Source organism: Candidatus Steffania adelgidicola (genome assembly GCF_020541225.1).
Lineage (GTDB): Bacteria > Pseudomonadota > Gammaproteobacteria > Enterobacterales > Enterobacteriaceae > Steffania > Steffania adelgidicola.
Genome location: NZ_CP045889.1, coordinates 1,098,919 through 1,117,980, shown reverse-complemented (window position 1 = coordinate 1,117,980; position 19,062 = coordinate 1,098,919). Strand labels below are relative to the sequence as shown.

9 protein-coding genes and 1 pseudogene are annotated in these 19,062 nt (G+C 36.8%); 5 read left to right on the top strand and 5 right to left on the bottom strand.

What is annotated here, in order from left to right:
- Nucleotides 1–720: 720 nt before the first annotated feature.
- Together birA and murB are read right to left on the bottom strand one after the other, a co-directional pair.
- Nucleotides 721–1,680 (bottom strand): bifunctional biotin--[acetyl-CoA-carboxylase] ligase/biotin operon repressor BirA, encoded by a 960-nt coding sequence (gene birA, locus GFK82_RS03110; protein WP_226810552.1) that lies wholly within the window; start codon nt 1,678–1,680, stop codon nt 721–723.
- Nucleotides 1,677–2,717 carry a UDP-N-acetylmuramate dehydrogenase gene (gene murB, locus GFK82_RS03105; RefSeq protein WP_226810550.1) on the bottom strand — a complete coding sequence of 347 codons (1,041 nt, stop codon included), beginning with the start codon at nt 2,715–2,717 and terminating at the stop codon, nt 1,677–1,679. Before murB ends, birA begins: the two co-directional genes overlap by 4 nt.
- A 588-nt stretch (nt 2,718–3,305) precedes the next feature.
- Between murB and tadA the strand changes: the two genes are divergently transcribed.
- Nucleotides 3,306–3,785: a tRNA adenosine(34) deaminase TadA gene (gene tadA, locus GFK82_RS03100; protein WP_226810539.1), complete on the top strand. Its 480-nt coding sequence runs from the start codon at nt 3,306–3,308 to the stop codon at nt 3,783–3,785.
- Between the two features lie 693 nt (nt 3,786–4,478).
- On the opposite strand, the gene pyrB is transcribed toward tadA, so the two are convergent.
- Nucleotides 4,479–5,423 carry an aspartate carbamoyltransferase gene (gene pyrB, locus GFK82_RS03095; RefSeq protein WP_226810537.1) on the bottom strand — a complete coding sequence of 315 codons (945 nt, stop codon included), beginning with the start codon at nt 5,421–5,423 and terminating at the stop codon, nt 4,479–4,481.
- A 1,250-nt stretch (nt 5,424–6,673) separates the two neighbouring features.
- Complete coding sequence (lysC, locus tag GFK82_RS03090; protein WP_226810535.1) at nt 6,674–8,038, bottom strand: lysine-sensitive aspartokinase 3; 1,365 nt, start codon at nt 8,036–8,038, stop codon at nt 6,674–6,676.
- On the opposite strand from lysC, the gene GFK82_RS04135 reads away from it, so the two are divergent.
- The 4 genes and pseudogenes from GFK82_RS04135 (at nt 8,037) to GFK82_RS03070 (ending at nt 15,098) form a co-directional block, all read left to right on the top strand.
- Nucleotides 8,037–8,222, top strand: coding sequence for a hypothetical protein (locus GFK82_RS04135; RefSeq protein WP_226810528.1), 186 nt, complete (start codon nt 8,037–8,039; stop codon nt 8,220–8,222). The genes lysC and GFK82_RS04135 overlap by 2 nt on opposite strands.
- A gap of 108 nt (nt 8,223–8,330) precedes the next feature.
- Nucleotides 8,331–8,468, top strand: a complete 138-nt coding sequence (locus GFK82_RS03080) for a hypothetical protein (RefSeq protein ID WP_226810527.1) — start codon at nt 8,331–8,333, stop codon at nt 8,466–8,468.
- Between the two features lie 168 nt (nt 8,469–8,636).
- Complete coding sequence (pgi, locus tag GFK82_RS03075) at nt 8,637–10,286, top strand: glucose-6-phosphate isomerase (RefSeq protein ID WP_226810526.1); 1,650 nt, start codon at nt 8,637–8,639, stop codon at nt 10,284–10,286.
- A 3,164-nt stretch (nt 10,287–13,450) separates the two neighbouring features.
- A pseudogene (locus tag GFK82_RS03070) lies at nt 13,451–15,098 on the top strand (AarF/UbiB family protein).
- A 2,270-nt stretch (nt 15,099–17,368) separates the two neighbouring features.
- Here GFK82_RS03070 and trkH read toward each other — a convergent pair.
- Nucleotides 17,369–18,820 (bottom strand): Trk system potassium transporter TrkH, encoded by a 1,452-nt coding sequence (gene trkH / locus GFK82_RS03065; protein ID WP_226810524.1) that lies wholly within the window; start codon nt 18,818–18,820, stop codon nt 17,369–17,371.
- Nucleotides 18,821–19,062 lie beyond the last annotated feature (242 nt).

The following is a 19,062-nucleotide window of genomic DNA, read 5'->3' as shown; positions in this document are numbered from 1 at the left end:
GAAGCTGTGTGATCATAATCAAACTATCCAGACTAAGAACAGAGCATGTTTATCATTGTAATGATGGTCTATTTTTTGATATCATATAAATTTATAGTTACATAAACCAGGATCAAGAAAAGATTGAGATACATTGCGCATAAGAGTGTTCTTGATCAATTGGAAAAGGTAATAAAAAACGTTTTTAACGTGTGGAACAATGGTATTCAAGTTAAATAACTTGCCTATAATGAGGCAAGTGTTTAAGTCATTATCTGAATACGCATGAAATATTCTCTCATGCGCGGAAAAATAACTTAAATTCGCTAAATTTCTCTTAGAACAATATCAGGAAAAAAGCTCTTTGGGTGTCATGTTAAATCGAAAATTAATAGGTACTGTATTCAGTATTAGCAACATAAACCAAAATTCAAGATGGATGTCTGTAAGATAGATATTGAAATACTGAGATTTCGGTTTCCCGTTGAGAAAATCATTTTTGAACCCGCCCCATTGATCTCTATCAATGTAAATATTACATACTGACTATCGGTTTGCCAAAACCATGGACTTTTAAAAGATTGGAGAATTGCGAATAAGATTATAAGACTAGATACAACTAGTCATTTTTATTGAAAAATCCTACTTATCATATCACTTAGTGCTTAAAGGTATCCTTTTAATACTATTTTTCTATAAAAAGACTACCCGATAAAGATCGATCTGATTAAAACTAAATAACTAGATGTTACGCAACGATATTTCTCCGCCAAAATAGGTATAGCGTTTTCCGTCTTGCTCTAATAATAAGGCGCCTTGAGCGTTAATGCCACGTGCAATTCCGCTGATGCTTTTATTACCAATAAATAATCTCACCGGTCGATTTAGAAAATTATCTAAATGATACCATCGAGCGATAAAAGGTAGGAACCCCTCATGCTCAAATTGGTCTAGTGCCTGCCGTAATGCATCAATTAATTTGGCAGCTAATACATTGCGATCAATATCGATCCCCGATTCTTGTAGATTAATCCAGTTTTGGTTGATTATCCCTGCTGCAGATTCGTGCATAGCTAAGTTAATACCGGCGCCAATCACAACATGGGCAACATCGTCAGGCTTAGCGGAAATTTCCACTAGGATTCCGGTCAGTTTACGATCGTTTAGATAGAGATCGTTAGGCCATTTTACTTTTACCTCTTCAGCACCGAGACGGTGTAGCACTTCTGCCATTACAATACAAACCATCAAACTAAGGCCATCGACTGCCGATAAGCCTTGATTAAGACGCCAATAAAGCGATAAACAAAGATTATTACCAAACGGAGCTATCCACTGTCGACCACGTCGACCGCGCCCCTGCATCTGATATTCTGCAACACAGGCGTCGCCTGACTGGATAGTGCCGATACGCTCAATTAGATACTGATTAGTTGAGTCAATAAGTGGTAGGACTGTTAGTCGACCAGTGGGTAATCGTGTGTGGATTATAGTTTCATCTAATAGCTGAAGTGGTGCCTTTAGATGATAGCCTTTACCAGGTATCGAAAAGACATCTACACCCCAATTGCGAATGGTTTTTATGTGGTTACTGATAGATGAACACTTTATGCCCAAGGTATCGCTAAATTGTTTAGTTAAATGGTACTTACCATCAACCAGTAAATTTATTAGTTTAAGTGGAATGTTTATATCTTTCATATCATCGCTCTTATCCCATCTACTTCACCATTAGCACCGATGATGCGGACTTCAGGCTCTAGCCAGACAGAAAAACGTTCTGCAACCCGGTGATGGATATGGCGCGCTAGCGCAATGATATCTTCTCCAGTAGCGTTATTTGCATTTACTAAAACCAGCGCTTGTTTATGATGTACTATCGCACCTCCCTGCCGATAGCCTTTTAATCCGCAGGTATCGATAAGACAACCTGCTGCAAGTTTGACCCCGCCTCCTAGCTGAGGATAATGAGGTATGTCAGGATAGCGATTCAGCAGCGGTTTGGCTGTTGACTCATGGATAATTGGATTTTTAAAGAAACTACCGGCATTGCCATGCAGTGCTAGATCAGGCAACGTAGTACGACGCATCTTACAAACTGCATGATAAATTTGCCACGGAGTTACCTTGCATGCATTAAGACTACGTAAATCGCCATAGTTTAATACGGGCTTCCAGGCTTTAGGGAGCCTTAGACCCACTGCAACAATAACGTGACCTTCGCGAAGATCATGTTTGAAAATACTGTCGCGATAACCGAATTGACATTCAACTGAGCTTAACCATCGTCTCTCACCTGTTGCTAACTGTAGAACTTCTACATATTCGCAGAATTTTTGTAGATCGACACCATATGCACCAATATTTTGAATCGGTGCGGATCCAACAGAGCCGGGAATTAAAGCTAGATTTTCTAGACCTGGCATACGTTTTTCAAGACACATATGAACTAAATGATGCCATTCTTCTCCGGCACCAACGTGAAGGTGCCAGGCGTCATTATTTTCTTTAACTATTATTCCTGTAATTCGATTTAGCAGGATGTTGCCGGTATAGTTTTCTAAAAACAGCACATTACTACCGCCACCCAGTACCAGCAGTGGTTCTATATTTTCTACAGCCTGCTGCGCAAACATTAACAAATCGGTAACTGTATGCGCGGCGATAACACGCCGTGCATGTACGTCAACGCCAAAGCTGTTTAAGGATTTAAGTGGTGCACTACTATTATTTGGCATAATTATTTAACCGCTCCTGCTTCTGTTAAGCAGGAAGATTTTTATTGGAATGTTCTAGATGTAAGAGTGTACGAGTCTTCTATAGGTTGTAATAAGCATGTTATGCCGCAATACTTATTGACTTAATACCCAACTATACAGGTCAATATGTTATCACAGTACGATTTTTTACCACTCTTATCAGCATGGTAATAAGAGCTTTTTAGTATATTGTTATTCAATTTCTCGATTCTACCATTTTTTATAAGAGTGACGGTGGTTTAGAACGGATATTCTATATCCTCTCTTTCTACAAAAGCAGTTATATCTATTTTCTTCGATTATGGTGGTTTGTCTGTGAGGTTGAAGACGGCTTATAAATTCTTGCCTGTTTTTCATTACTACCTAATATACAATGCAGTGAGGTATTTAATTAACATCATGCAAGAAGCTTCGTGCGTTTCCTGTAGTTTTATACAAAAGAACTTTGTTCTAATTCTACTTTATTTCAATGTATAAGATCTCATAAAAATTAAGTGATGTCGCTATTTTTCTGTAAAGAAGCGTAAGATAGAAACTGTGTAACTTGTCAGGTAGAGGGGATTGCTTATGAGCCAGCATTACAATGATGAATTATGGATGCATCATGCGCTCATGTTGGCGGGGCGTGCTGAGGCTCAGGGTGAAGTCCCGGTTGGTGCAGTATTGGTTTTGAACAATGATATAATTGGGGAAGGATGGAACTCTGTCATCAGCCATCATGATCCTACAGCTCATGCTGAAATCATGGCGCTACGCCGTGGGGGGGCGCTAATAGGTAATTATCGATTACTGAATGCAGTGATGTACGTCACGCTGGAGCCATGTTTGATGTGTTGGGGCGCGATGGTTCATGCTCGGATTGTTCATCTTGTGTTCGCCGCTAGAGAAAAAAAAACTGGTGATACAAGATCGCTGTTTGATGTTTTTAGTCATCTGGATATGAATCATCGGATTATGATCACTGGTGGGGTGCTGGCCCAGGTATGCTCAGATCAGTTGAGGGATTTCTTTCGTCGGCGTCGGGATCAGAAAAGGCAGATCGCTTGATTCCGAAGATACGCTTGCTGAATATACCCTTGTTATACAGAGTAGCATCCGCAGTGGACGTTCTTAAATACTATCATATTTCTTTTGTTTCTTATACGTGTCGAGAAACACAATGTGTTTACCAAGCTATATTCGGTAGTTTCTTTTAACTGAACTGAAGTGATAAATGGATGCCTATTAATATTAATTAGATGCTTAAATGACGTATTTGTTTAATTTTCAAAATTGCCTGATTATCACATGATATACCATGTGATTGTTTTTAACAATGCCAGATTGTTTAACAAGTTATCATTGGATTTCGATCTCTAAAACATCCTTAATTTAGATAAGCGTCATATTTAAATCTGAAAGGAAGCAAGTGAACTAAAGCAAGAAGAGATTGGATAATCTTTCCGGTGGGGGAGAAAAATGATTGACATGACTAAATTAACAACAGGAATTATTACCCGGATGAGTAAAGAGAGGAAATGATTAGTCTAAAACTTACTGTAAGTCTCATTCTGGCTATGAGCGCAGTACTTTACAGAGATAGTATATGTACTCTTACTATGTTATCTGGATGTATGGGGTCATTACCTTTCCGAGAAGTATCATCCTCATTTCAGGTAAGAAGCCTGTCTTCCGAAATCTTTTTTGATTCATGTAATTACAGAAGTTACATTATGCTTTTCCTCCTCAGGTTACAAAATATTATGATGTTAATGGGTTCGGAGTGTGGCTGAGTACGACAGCCAGGAGGGCTTGGCGTGCATAAATTCCGTTACCGGCCTGCTGGAAATAATATGCATACGGAGTATGATCTACCTCTATAGTGATTTCATCTACCCGTGGTAGAGGATGAAGCACTTTTAGATTGGCTCGAGCTTGCTGTAAATCACTCACATGTAGCACGAATTTTGCCTTCATATTAGCGTACTCCGATGGATCTAGACGCTCTTTTTGCACTCGAGTTATATAGAGAATATCAAGTTCAGAGATCACTTCTTCAATATTAGTATGGATACTATAGGTGATCGCTTTTTCTTCTAGCATATGTAGAATATGAGATGGCATTGTTAGCACTTGCGGTGCAATGAAATAAAAACGATTACCGTTAAATTTTGCTAGTGCTTGGGTTAGTGAATGCACTGTCCGGCCATATTTTAAATCACCTACCATAGCGATGCTGAGATGATTCAAGCGACCTTGAGTTTCCTGAATAGTAAACAAATCCAAGAGGGTTTGGGTAGGATGCTGATTGGCGCCATCGCCCGCATTAAGAATTGGAACCCGTACGGAAAATTCAGTGGCAAGCCGAGCCGCACCTTCCTGGGGATGACGGATAACAATAGCGTCAACATACGTACTAATCACTGAGATGGTGTCAGCCAGTGACTCACCTTTTTTTCCTAACGATGTATTATTTGCCTCGGAAAAACCAACAACTGAAGCACCTAGACGGTGCATTGCAGTTTCAAACGATAATCGTGTCCGGGTCGACGCTTCAAAAAAACAGCTGGCGATCACCTTGTGTTGTAGTAATGTCGGCTGCGGTAATGTCTTAAGCGATGCTGCAGTAATCAATACCATTTCTAGCTCCTCTCGGTTAAGGTCATTAATAGAAATGATATGCCTTTGATACAAGGGATTCACCATCTTTGTTTTCTCCTTATGTTGCCGATGGTGCCAATAGGTGATGTAAGATATGCTAATTGCTTTTCCGAATTCCCCTTATCACAGCGAAATGATAACAGAATATTATGAAAATAACTGAGGTATTTGACTGTCAGAGTAAAACAAATGCTAACTAAAGAGTTAGCGAACGTACTGATTTTTTTCATGGCCTTGTCTCGAAAAAAAAATCACTATTTAACAGTGTTGATTTTTAATATAAATTCACATAAATTCCGGTATAAGCAAGGTAAATTTTATTAGGGAGGTGAAAATTACTAAAAGATTTTTTTATTACTTAGATTGCTTGATTAGATAGATGGATTATTATATATAATAATCTGTAATTCTAGAGATTAATTGTTTGTTTAGATGCTGTCTTAGACAGCAATATAGTTCATATTGAAACATTTGCATCTAATGGCATGCTTTTTTATGAGAGACAATAATTTTGTATTACTTGAATATTGATTTAGGGAATATTAAAACTCTATTTTAGAGTTAAGTATACGCATATAGTGCGATGTTATCTTATTTACTAAAGTGTAATTGGTAGCTTTTAAATTCATAGAGAACACTAGGTATTGCTTAAATTTAGTTACAATTTAACATTATCTCCTTTATTCAATGTTGTACATTAGTACTCTGATTTATTTTATTCTCTAGACGGTGCATTGCCAAGTCTATAAAACGGTTTGTAAATCGCTTGAAATCATCTATCGGTATCCGCGATAGATGAGTTATAAGATAGCCTATAAAAAATGCGTTCCAAGCATTGTGTGTTGTGTTTGATTTTAGTGCTGTACAAGTACAGACAAACATATTATTGATTTTTTTATCGCGATGTTTAAGAGACTTAACTCTTAATCAAGTCGGAGATCGAATGATAGAGCGTAAAGCATATTTTCAACAATCCATATTGTATTGTTGAAAATATTATATATATTCTGTTAATAAATATATCTGAGGGTTGTAGAATACAGTTTTATTCTATCAAGAATAATTTAAATTATTTAAATATTTTAAAGAATTCTTAAAGCGAAATTTCTATTTTGTTTCGTGGGGGCTGCATATACCAAAGTGATAGGGAAGCCCTATAACGGCTAGGGTTTCAATCCTGAAAATGGGTGGTGACGGGGATACAATCATTGATTAAGCAGGCCATGACAAGGTGTTAAGAGACGCGATGCTTGCCTGACCCCCTCCTGCTAGGGAGGGGGATGTGGTATTAATTTTTAGAATAGTGCCTCGTGAAGAGTTCGAACGACTTGCTCAGCGTCAGCACCTGGCACTAGAAGACAGAGATTATGACTACTGGCCCCATAGCAGATAAGTCGGATATTAAAAGCATCTAAAACGCTGAAGACTTCTTTTCCTACCCCGCAAGCCTGTGACAATTTATTACCAATTAATGCAACTAACGCTAGATTTTTTTCTACCTCTACGCGGCATAAAGCGGAGAGTTCCGCTAGCAATTCTGTTGTTAATAGAGTGGCACCGGTAGTCGTAGAACCGGTGGTATCCATCGTAAGTGCCACACTCACTTCAGAGGTAGTTATGAGATCTACTGAAATCGCGTGTCGTGCCAGAATATTAAAGACCTCTGCTAGAAAACCCCGGGCATGCAGCATATTGAGACTATGTAGTATTAATAGCGTCTGCCGTCGGCGCAAGGCTAGGGCTCTAAATAGTGGAGGATTTTCGGTGTGGTTATAAACGAGAGTATTACCGGCCTCAGGATCTTTGCTTGAACCCACGAATACTAGAATTCCGCTGCGTACCGCCGGTAGTAATGTTGCTGGATGCAGAATTTTAGCTCCAAATGTAGCCATTTCAGCTGCTTCTTCAAAGCTGATTTCGTCGATCCGCTTAGCCTGTGGCACGACGCGCGGATCAGTGGTATAAATACCCGGTACGTCAGTCCAAATATCAATGCGTCCTGCCTCTAACGCTTCTCCTAGTAACGCTGCAGTATAGTCGCTGCCACCACGACCGAGGGTAGTAGTGCGCCCCGCAGCCTCGCTGCCGATAAAACCTTGAGTAATGATGAGTTCTTTTTTTAGACGAGGTAGCAGCAGGGTGCATGCTTGCGTTTTAAGTATTTGGCTATCCGGTTCAGCGCGTCCGAATTGATCATTAGTTCGCATAACTTTACGTACGTCAAACCATGTGGCCTCTACACCGCGCTGATGTAGAACTTCCACAAAAAGAAGAGTTGACATTAATTCGCCGTGGCTGACTAATTCATCGGTCAATGCAAGGGACCTTGCGAGACCCGCAGCTTCAGCAAGCATGCCGATATTATCAATCATCCGTTCAATCTCTTCGTGAATCGATACCTGTTCTGGCAGACAATTAATAATGCCATATTGAATGCGTCGAATTTCCTCTAGATAGTAAGCACGACGCTCTGATTCTTGACCTTCTGAGAGCGCGACTAACACATTCGTGACGCCAGCTGAGGCAGAAAGCACTACTAGACGTACCGTAGGATTGGCTAAGATAATATCTGCACTGCGGGTCATTGCATCGAAATCAGCTACACTGGTGCCGCCGAATTTAGCCACCCGCAGCAGGGGAGTGGCGGAGTTGTTTGACATGCCTAAAAATGCCTCGTGTCAGATGTCATGGTTGATGACATCAATGATAACAGACCAGGCACGAGTCAAGCGCGGGAAACAGGGAGCAGGCGTAGAAGTTGTCTACGGTACACCCAAGAAGCGCTTTACCGTGCCGAATCGCCTGGTGGCGAACAATTCTGGTGACGACACAGGGGGATTTTAGCCCCTTTTTAATCGATAGCGGGATAGCCCGTATATCGGCTATCGTCTCGACATCGTCCCCCTGAAGTATAATCACGGGAATATACAGAATAACAGTTCATTTTACACTTTGCCTGAGCGACGCGCCTCTTCTGGTGAAGGCATTATATGCGTCAATAGGCCATTAGAAATAACGGGTAATAACGGTGATGTCAATGTGATAGTTGATGATTGTATCATCGCTGATCTGATTTTTAATATCCGGTAATTTGAAGAAAGAAAGTTAGGGAGAGTGAGTTTGCTAGTATAGCAGTACATTACTTCCAGGGCTGATATCGCTTTTACATAAAGCGGATTCATTCTTGAAACTTAAGCGCTGATAAGCGATATAATTTTAAAATATAAGATGATTCATTATCCAAACAGGAGTTTCATTATGAAAAACATTAATCCAACCCACACTTTGGCCTGGAAGGTGTTGCAACAACATTTCGATGTAATGAAAGATGTGAAGATCAGTGATTTATTTAGGCAAGATTCAGAACGATTTTTATCTTTTTCAGCAACCTTTCATGATTATATGCTGGTGGACTACTCCAAAAATCGCATTACTGCTGAGACCATGATGCGATTATTGGCGCTGGCGAAGGAGTGTGGCCTGAAGGATGCTATTGCTAGCATGTTTCAGGGTGAGAAAATCAATTTCACGGAGGATCGAGCAGTACTACATATCGCATTGCGGAATCGTAGCAATACCCCAATCAATGTAGATGGTAAAAATGTAATGTTAGATGTTAATACAGTATTGGGGAAAATGAAAATATTTTGCAAGCGTGTAATTAATGGTGAATGGAAAGGTTATACAGGCCGTACTATCACTGATATTGTTAATATAGGTATCGGTGGTTCAGATCTTGGCCCCTATATGGTTACTGAGGCACTGCGTCCTTATAAAAACCACCTTAACGTGCATTACGTATCTAATATCGATGGGACACATCTTGCTGAAACGATAAAAGACCTGGATCCAGCGACTACATTGTTTTTAGTGGCATCTAAAACTTTTACTACTCAGGAAACTATGACTAACGCACAGAGTGCACGGGATTGGTTTTTAAAAAGTGCCTTCGATAAGAAACGTATCGCTTGTCATTTTATTGCATTATCTAGTAATGCAAAAGCAGTAACAGAATTTGGAATTGATACTCAAAATATGTTTGAGGTCTGGGACTGGGTAGGCGGTCGTTACTCCCTCTGGTCTGCTATTGGTTTATCAATTGCACTTTCGCTTGGATTTGAGAATTTTGAAAAACTACTTAGCGGTGCACACACTATGGATCAGCATTTTTCCTCCACACCTTTAGATAAGAATTTACCGGTGCTTTTGGCACTCATTAGTATTTGGTATAATAATTTTTTCAATATGGAAACAGAAGCAATTTTGCCTTATGATCAATATATGCATCGTTTAGCAGCTTATTTCCAGCAAGGCAATATGGAATCAAATGGAAAATGTGTCGATCGTAAAGGATATGTTGTTAATTATCAAACCGGACCTATTATCTGGGGTGAGCCGGGCACTAATGGACAGCATGCGTTTTATCAACTTATACATCAGGGTACTAAAATTGTGCCCTGTGACTTTATCGCTGCTGCAATTAGCCATAATCCTCTTGCTGATCACCAGGACAAGCTGTTGTCTAATTTTTTTGCGCAGACCGAAGCCTTGGCTTTTGGTAAATCACGTGCAGTCGTGGAGAAGGAATGCAGCGCTGTTGGTAAACTAACTGAAGAGGTTCAGGCTATCTTGCCCTTTAAAGTTTTTGAAGGCAATCGTCCTAGTAATTCTATTTTGCTACGTGAAATGACTCCCCATAGCCTCGGGGCACTAATTGCCCTATATGAGCATAAAATTTTTACTCAGGGAGTGATATTTAATATATATAGCTTTGATCAGTGGGGTGTGGAGTTAGGTAAGCAGCTTGCTAATCGTATTTTGTCGGAATTAGTAAGTCATGAGCTCATTGATACTCATGACAGTTCCACGAATGCTTTAATTAATCGTTATAAATCTTGGCGTTACTAATATATGATTTTATAATCAAGGTGCTTTTTTATCTGCTAGACTTTTATAGTGAAACTCATAAAAAATTACAAGATAGTGTTCACATCTATTTTAAATTATTTTAGATTATGAATTATATATCTTAATTTTACACTTTTGACAAAATGGTTGGTATATTTTTTGAGAGATATATTTTATCGGGTAATGATTTTTTATAGTCTGCGCTGGTGTATTAATGCTCAATACCAAAGTGAGCATTTTCTGATTATAAAGAAAGGCATATTAATAACGTGGTAGTGAATATTCTTCATCGGCATGAAAATATTGTTTTTAAATATATTTAATCTTTGTCTACAAAAGTAGACGTGAATACTATAAATAATGCACGAATAGAATGAGTGACTAATATGGACAGGCAATATCTAACTTCAGAGTAAAAGTACTTGAAGACATCTTTTGCCATTGCAGTGATATTAAAAGACTCGATTTCTCTATTAAAAGATGTATAAGGTATGGATTGGAGTGTTAGGCATATTAAGACAGATATAAAATCGTACCATGAGCATATTTCTTCTAAAATATGGTTTTAAAACTTTCGACATCATCGTTGAACACATAAGAAAATAAAGTTAAGTAATTTGATGTGACGTGATTTTAATGACACAAAGAATATTAGCGATATATTTTTTTGTAATTTTATTTGGTATAGATTTGCATTATTTCCTTTGAAATCGATTAAATCGAGTGAAAAAATCATGGTATGCTAATAGAAAAGATCGATTAATATAAGTTATCAAAAGATATTTAAGGATCCCTAAGACTCTGTAGAAAAATAAACCCGAGTGATACTCCGTCTTGGTCTAATACCATTGAGTATTAGACCAATAGATATGGATGACAACGTTGTCTCTTCTTAGGTAATGTACAATTGCATCTCTGCATTATCTGGAACCCATATAATTATAATAGAAAATCTCTTCTATAAAAGACAAAGTGTTTTAGAGAGGGAAGGGTATTAATTAGCTTGGCATAGTGAGTGATGCCAGAAAGAGAAAAAAGCAAAAAAATGTTTATGTATACGGACACTTTAGTGTTTATTTATTTAAATGTCGATGTGATCCTGATCTAGTTACTGTTTAGGAGAAGTATTTCTATATGTCTTACAGACTAGTAGCATCTTATTTAGGGAAAATCTCATGGTTTCTTAAAAAAAAGATATGACTATACATTGTCATCAGATTTCTTTTATTTGAGCTAGCACTTTAATTTCAGGAGCGTATATTTTTTGATTGTAAGGAAATCACCTTTATCCTTTCAATAGGTATCTGTATAAAAAAATACAGTTCAAGAATCGAGGATTGATGTTTTAATCTAATAAAAAATAGTTTTCCAAATTGGAAAAAGTAGTTTTTTGTGAAAATATTAGGATATGAGATCTTGGTTTAAATTTTATGGGATTTATTTAAAAGATATACGTAATTAGTCGTACGATAGTATGGTTATTACCTACTACTCCTAGGGTAGTAGATGGATAGCTATATTATACTGATAAAAAGAAATATTTGTTACCTATTTGATATTTATTTATATAATATTTTTTTAAAATGTAGAGTCGCCATTAAAACGTAAAATTCTATTGTGTTAATCTGTCATAGTACAAAATATAATTTGTATACAATCCTTTTAGAGAGTTGGGTAGTAAGTAAAATATATTGAGTCCATGAGGTTTTATAGCTTAGATTAATACACTGTTGTCAAGCCTCTTGTTCCTGATGCTATCAAAATTTTAAAATACAGAAAATTTTGAAAAATAAGATTATTAGAGAGTATCTCATCATCTTTTTTAAAAATAAAAAAGATGTAGACGAGAACAGTAAAAAAAATACAGATTTGATTTTAGCCTCCGACAATTTGTTTCTATATTGGAAAGATATATTGAAGTGTTTGTGTTTCATAAGTAATATACTTGATACTGTCGAATTTTTTTTACTCCGTTGCAATACAATATGTTCTGATAAATTATCGGATCTCTTTTAGTCCTCACTGAATGTAGAAACTCTTTATTATCTAAAGAGATAGTGTAGACTATAGTTAAAAGGTTTTGAATCTGGAAGCTATGATTCGTGACTTTCCTGTTAAATTTCTATTCTGAGTAAATAAAGGTTAGGAACGTAGTGCGTGTTGATATCCATAATTCTATATTCATGGGATTCTTTAATCAGCTATAATACCTACGGTATACTATATAATATAGGTGGCGTTGAGGTTAATGTGGAATTGTTGATGGTCTTAGAATGGTTGTTTTTTATACAACTCAACTGGAAAAGATTAGGTGATTGGGTTGATATATCAGGTCTTGCGAGCTAGAAGATTACTAGACTTGAGGTGGCTTCCTCCCCTCAGGGGGTAGGCTCTTAAATAAAGCTTATAGCTTCTTCCACTTCTTTTACCTCCTTCCTACTGCGTATTATGCAATAGGCAGCTAGTAATAATTTTCTTCTATTAATGTCGCATACTGGTTTCAAAACTATTAAATATTTTATTATGATTAGTTTTATCGGTGTTTTTTACCATACTTATAAATCCTAATCGAGATATGAAATGTTGTTTAATGTTTTTTAATAAAAGAATAATAAAAGCCGTGTTTAAAAGCCTTCTTTATCAAGAGATAGCAGTAGCATTTCTGTTTTAAAGAGGGATTACAATGTAAGGTTTGGATCTAGAATTATCTATATGGAAGAGATCAGTGATTTCATTATTTAGGAATCGTTAGGTTAGCATGTTGCATGTATAGAACGACTCTGTCGATTGCATAATATCAGTATCCCATTCTTTCTCAATGTAGAAGGTGATGTCCAGTATGTAAATCGGTTTTCAAACCGATGAGTAATAAGACTAAAATGCAATATTATAGAATAACCAGTGACGTGGATCAGAGGCATCATAACTGTAATTTTATTCATGTAGTGTCATCACACAATTACAAAAGCCGATGTGGTTTTTAAAGATTGGCTAGATAAAGATGATAATAAAAGAATGGTGAGGTATATCTGCAGTTTGGAATTAGCGTGGTTTTTCCGGGAACTAAACATCCTTATGAAATTGACAAAAAAAATTATCACCCCAACTGGAAAAATAGAGGCTAAAAGGTGATATTCGGTGAGATTTTACCCCTCTATCTGATCATGAATGTCATGCTTAGCTTTAGTCTCGATGAGTTGATTTCTGAAACGCGGTTAACTTTACCTCTGCGGGTGGGCCGAAATTTGTTGTTCTGGATACCGAACAATCATGTGCATCGTATGATTGGTGAGCGTTTTCGCCTGGCATTTCAAGAAGTAGGACCACTATGGATTAAGTTTGGTCAAATGCTTTCAACTCGCCCCGATATTTGCTCCACGGCCATTGCGGCTCAGTTGGCACTGCTTCAAGATAAAGTAACGCCCTTTGATGGAGCTTGCGTTCACTCATATATTTAACGGTCGATGGGGAAACCGATTGAAATTTGGTTTGATGATTTTCAGTAGAAACCGCTGGCTTCTACTTCTATTGCCCAGATGTATAGTGCTTAGCTAAAAATGGCAAAGAGGTAGTAATTAAAGTAATTCGACCGGATATTTTTCTGATGATTCAAGCCGATATGCGGTTGATATGTCGACGCGTTAGTTGGATTCCGCATTTACTATTGGATGGGTGACGTTTTCAGCCAGTAGAAGTAGGCATGGAGAACAAAAAAACCGCTCGATAAGCTCAATCTCTCGGTTAATCAGCCAATTCCATTCAGCTTCGGCGAAATTTTGACGGTACTTTATTGTTGTATATTACTGAAATTTATCCGGATTATTGCAGTAAAACAATGATGCGCATGGAGCGTGTCTATGGTGTATCGCTTAACGATATAATCTTGCTTGAGAAGTAGGGTACGAATATAAAGCTACTAGCGGAGCGAGGGGTGCAGGTTTTTTTAGTTAAGTTTTTCGTGATGGTTTTTTCCATAGAGATATGCATCCTGGTAATGTTTTTGTTAGTTTTAAATATCCTGAAAATCCCTATTGTATTACTATAGACTGTAGGATTGTTGGATCGCTAAAGAAAGAAGATAAGCGCTATCTAGCCGAAAATTTTATCGCCTTTTTAATGGGGATTATCGAAGTGTAGCATAGCTCCATGTTGACTCTGTCTGAGTACCGATAGATACTAATATTGAAGATTTTGAGTTTGATATCCGTACCGTTTGTGAGACTATGTTTACAAGACCTTTAACCGAGATTTCATTTGGTTACATATTGCTAAACTCATTTAATACTGCTCGTCAATTTAATATGAAAGTACAGCCGCAGCTTGTTTTATTACAGAAAACACTATTTATATGTTAAGGGTGTAGGAAAGGAGATTTATCCCCCGGTTGATTTATGGAAAACAGTGAAGCCATTTTTAGAAGATTGCATCAAAGAAAACAGGTAGGTTGTGTGGCAATACTACGCGCACTGAAGGAAATGGCGCCCTTATTGGACAGCAAAATTACCTGCCCTCATCTACGGTGGGCTTGAACCGCATCCTACATTGCAAAAAAGTATCGAGCGTTTATCGATGGAAATTCGAATCCATCACATCCGATACAGGTAATCTTATATTCTATTTGGTATAGGTTCTATATTATGGCTAAGTGGAATATTTTAAATGATGTACGGAGTTATGGAAAGGTTCTGGCTTTTCTGGATTATGGTGGCTGCTATCCTCAGTTGGATTATTGCTTGGAGACGCACCAGACTCCTGTCGGTTCAACCTGAATCTGGATTATACCTTTTGATACAATTGATAAGGTTTTATTAAGTGTTTATAAAACTAAATAAGAATTCAGTTTCTTAATATTAGTAAAGAAAACTTCTTTTTTTTAGTATTAAGTATATTAATACTTTGCATATTGACGTTCTATGCGGGAATAGACACTCTGTTGTTTCAGCAATCATCTATGCGCTGACTATAGATGATTAACCATCTCTCTCCTCTAGGGATATAATAACATATTATTTTATATGAATGTTTTCGTGTCCGTGGTTGTTTTCGTTCTTTTAGTGGTGTCTCTATAATACAGTCTTTGTTAATTCCTATCTACTTAATATCCAATAGATAATTATGGGGGATATTTCAAAGGTAGAACAACACTTTTATGTATTGCCTTTTATTTTGGTTAAACCAAGATAGATATATGCTGTATAGCAAGGTGCTGTATAAGGTTTTCCTGTGTACTTCTTTAGGATACTGCATATCCGGTTGAATATAACCCAGGCATGTTAATTTTGAATTTTTGATGTTATGTTTTAATGATTTTAGCGATTGTTTTATTAAGTTTCTATAGATTTCATATTGAGTATTCTTTTTTTAAAAATGATTCGATTTTAATCGAGACGTATATGAAACATAGAGTATGAGCACAATACTAATGTATGATCGTGTTGTTTTGTTATTGATATGAGTATTTAGGTTATGAGAACCGCGCATGCTTAGCTGAATTGTATAGAAGTTCACTTTTACTTAAATTAAGAATCCTATTCTTGGAAATGGTGATTGTTAATAAAATGAATTTTATATAGCTAAAATGAACCGAGAGTATGGAAGAATATTGTCTTCTGTTTTTTGTAAAACCTGATGGTGCAGAATTTTAAAATTTCATTAGTAGTCGTTAGATATTCTAACCATGAAGAATTAAGTGGTTTAGATACCCGAATACTTTACGTATTCTAAATATAATGCTGAGATGCGTTTAATGAAATAAAAACCTATTCCTGCATAACATGCATTATTAATAATGCAATGTGTATTAAATTTGTTCCCCTAATAATGAATTCGTATCCTCAGATATAGAGTTTATACAGTGCAATAAATCTTTTAGATAAAACTACTTCATTTAAACTTGTTCACCTATCTTCAAACAGTATTATATTTTATTTTTGGGGAAAGTATAAACATTATACTACTATAAATGTGCTTTGTGTTATCTAACAAACACGTATTAAAAATATATTTTTAAAAGTGTGGTGAAGATTTCTTTTCAGTGAGCCGAGAAGCTAAGGGAAGGTCAATACTGACAGAGATACTGATTTAAATATGAATAATTTTTAATTAATATATATAGTGATTCATATTTCCACGAAAATATGATAGAGAAGCTGACCCAAACATTCTCTAAAATCATTTTACGCTGCAGACTGCATGTCATTTTCTAAATGACACAGTGTGCAAAAAAAACTTATATCGGATATATCTAAAATAGATGTCGATAAGTAGTGTCTACTATCTATTTAATTACTTGAGTTTGATTAAATAGCAATAGGATATGTATACACGTAATAAAAGGTCTCTTGATATGATCCATATTGAGAAATTGTATTTATAGACTATAGGTCTGAATGAAAATGAAATCGATAAAAAATAAAAAAACAAAAAATAAAAGACAAACAAAATCAAAAAAAAATCATACAGTGTGTACTGAACGAACGGGCAGTAATTTATACCCTATAAAGATATTTTTCTCATCTGACACAGTAAAATAAAACATAAAATATAAATCATAAAACATAAGGCATACGTCTAAAAGATCGAGTGTGCTGTACCTTAATTAGAATAATGTAAGTGATAAAGCGCTAAAAGAATTTGATTTGGGATATAGTTATCGTTGTATTAAGTCGATTATAGAACTGATATCGATCGCGATGAAGAGAATGAAATTGATACAAAGGCAAGAATTTTTTCTGAAGTATTAACAGCAATCTTGCTGGTTATGTTCCCGATTATCCCCTATTTAACATGGAGAGAATACGGATAATACAAGACTCAAATAAATTGGAATTGTTTTTATGAGAATTAACTGTTGTTAAGCTTTCTGCAAAAATAGGAAAGAAATATTTTTCATCCAAAAACATCGGTATCTGAATGAGAATCTTCCTAATACCACTTAAGTATTGAAATCTTTCAAAAGATACAGATTTTCTGAATGATATTTGTGGAAATTAATACGGTTAGTTGTAATGAGATAAGAAACTTTATATATTAGATTGTCAGAGTATAGTAGAGACTTAAAGTTTTTCAGATTTCACCTAGCATTATTCACGCCAAAAAGTAGGCGTGAATAGCACCAATAAAGTAAATACTTCCAAACGTCCGCAGAGCATAGTTAGGATAAGAATCCATTTTGCTACTGCATTCATGGAGGCAAAGTTATCAGCTACCACACCCAAACCGGGTCCAAGGTTATTCAGCGTTGCTACCACCGCTGAAAATGCAGAATATTCATCAATACCAGTGGCTATAACCGCTAGAATACTGACAATAAACACAAGCGCATACGCAGAGAAAAAACCCCATACCGCCTCTAGAATCCGATCAGGCAGTGCTCGATTACCTAACTTAATAGTGTAAACCGCGTTGGGGTGAACTAAGCGTTTTAGTTCTCGTGAACCCTGTAAGTAAAGCAATAGAATGCGAATTACCTTTAATCCGCCGCCAGTAGAACCGGCGCAACCACCGATAAATGCTGAGCAGAGGAGTAATATTGGTAAACATAATGGCCAATTAGCAATACTATCGGTGCTAAATCCAGCGGTAGTCGCCATAGATACCACTTGAAAAAACGCCTGATTTAGAGTAGTCAGGCTAGTAGCGTATACATTATGCCACCAGAGAATTAAAATGCAAAAAACAACCAGTGTTAACTGTATGGAAATAAACATAAAAAATTCAGGATCTCGCCTATAGACGCTGAGATTATAGTTACTAAGAGCAGAAAAATGGAGACCATAGTTACAACCAGATATTAGTAAAAATATAGCAATAATTGTATTAATGAGTGGGCTATGGTAGTATTTAATACTGGCGTCGTGGGTGGAAAAACCACCGATAGCAATCGTAGAAAAGCTATGACTGATTGCATCGAATACTGACATACCCGCAGCCCAAAGCGCGATCGCACAGGTAACCGTTAAGGCTACATAGATTAACCATAAAGTCTTGGCGGTATCGGCGATGCGAGGACGCATTTTATTGTCTTTTAGTGGACCAGGTATTTCTGCTCGGTACAATTGCATCCCGCCAACGCCTAGAATCGGTAGGATAGCTACAGCTAAAACAATGATGCCCATACCACCAAACCACTGCAACATTTGTCGATAAAATAAAATAGCGTGAGGTAAGGCATCCAGCCCGATTAACGCAGTAGCACCGGTAGTCGTCAGGCCTGAAAACGATTCAAAAAATGCATCAGTAATCGATAGACTAGGACATTCGACAAATAAAAATGGTAAAGCACCAACGCTTCCTAAAACGGTCCAAAATAGCACTACAATGAGAAATCCCTCACGAGATTTTAACTCATTTTTTTGTCGACGATTGGGTAACCACAGGAAGAGTCCAATTGTTTGTGCACAAAAAAATGTTTGTGTAAAAGCACGGCCCGCTCCATCTCTATAGAGTAAGGCTACGAGACCAGGAATAATCATTGTTATAGAAAACAAGATAACGAGGAGACCCACTATGCGAGTTATGGTGCGAAAATGCATGTCTGCGCTATCCTTAACAATGATACTAATTTAGGCGGAAGAAATGATTTTCAAACAGGCAGTAAGTATCATGCAGCAAGATTGAAAGCGCCTCATACATCAGACAGTAGTATTGTTTCTTTTTAAATAATTTAGACTTTAACTGTGCATGAATCCTCTCTTTATTGCAATAAAGTTTTATCACTTCATGCGCTGTTTATAAAACCTTGGATAGTAAATTTTAATATTTCAATATGGTTTTC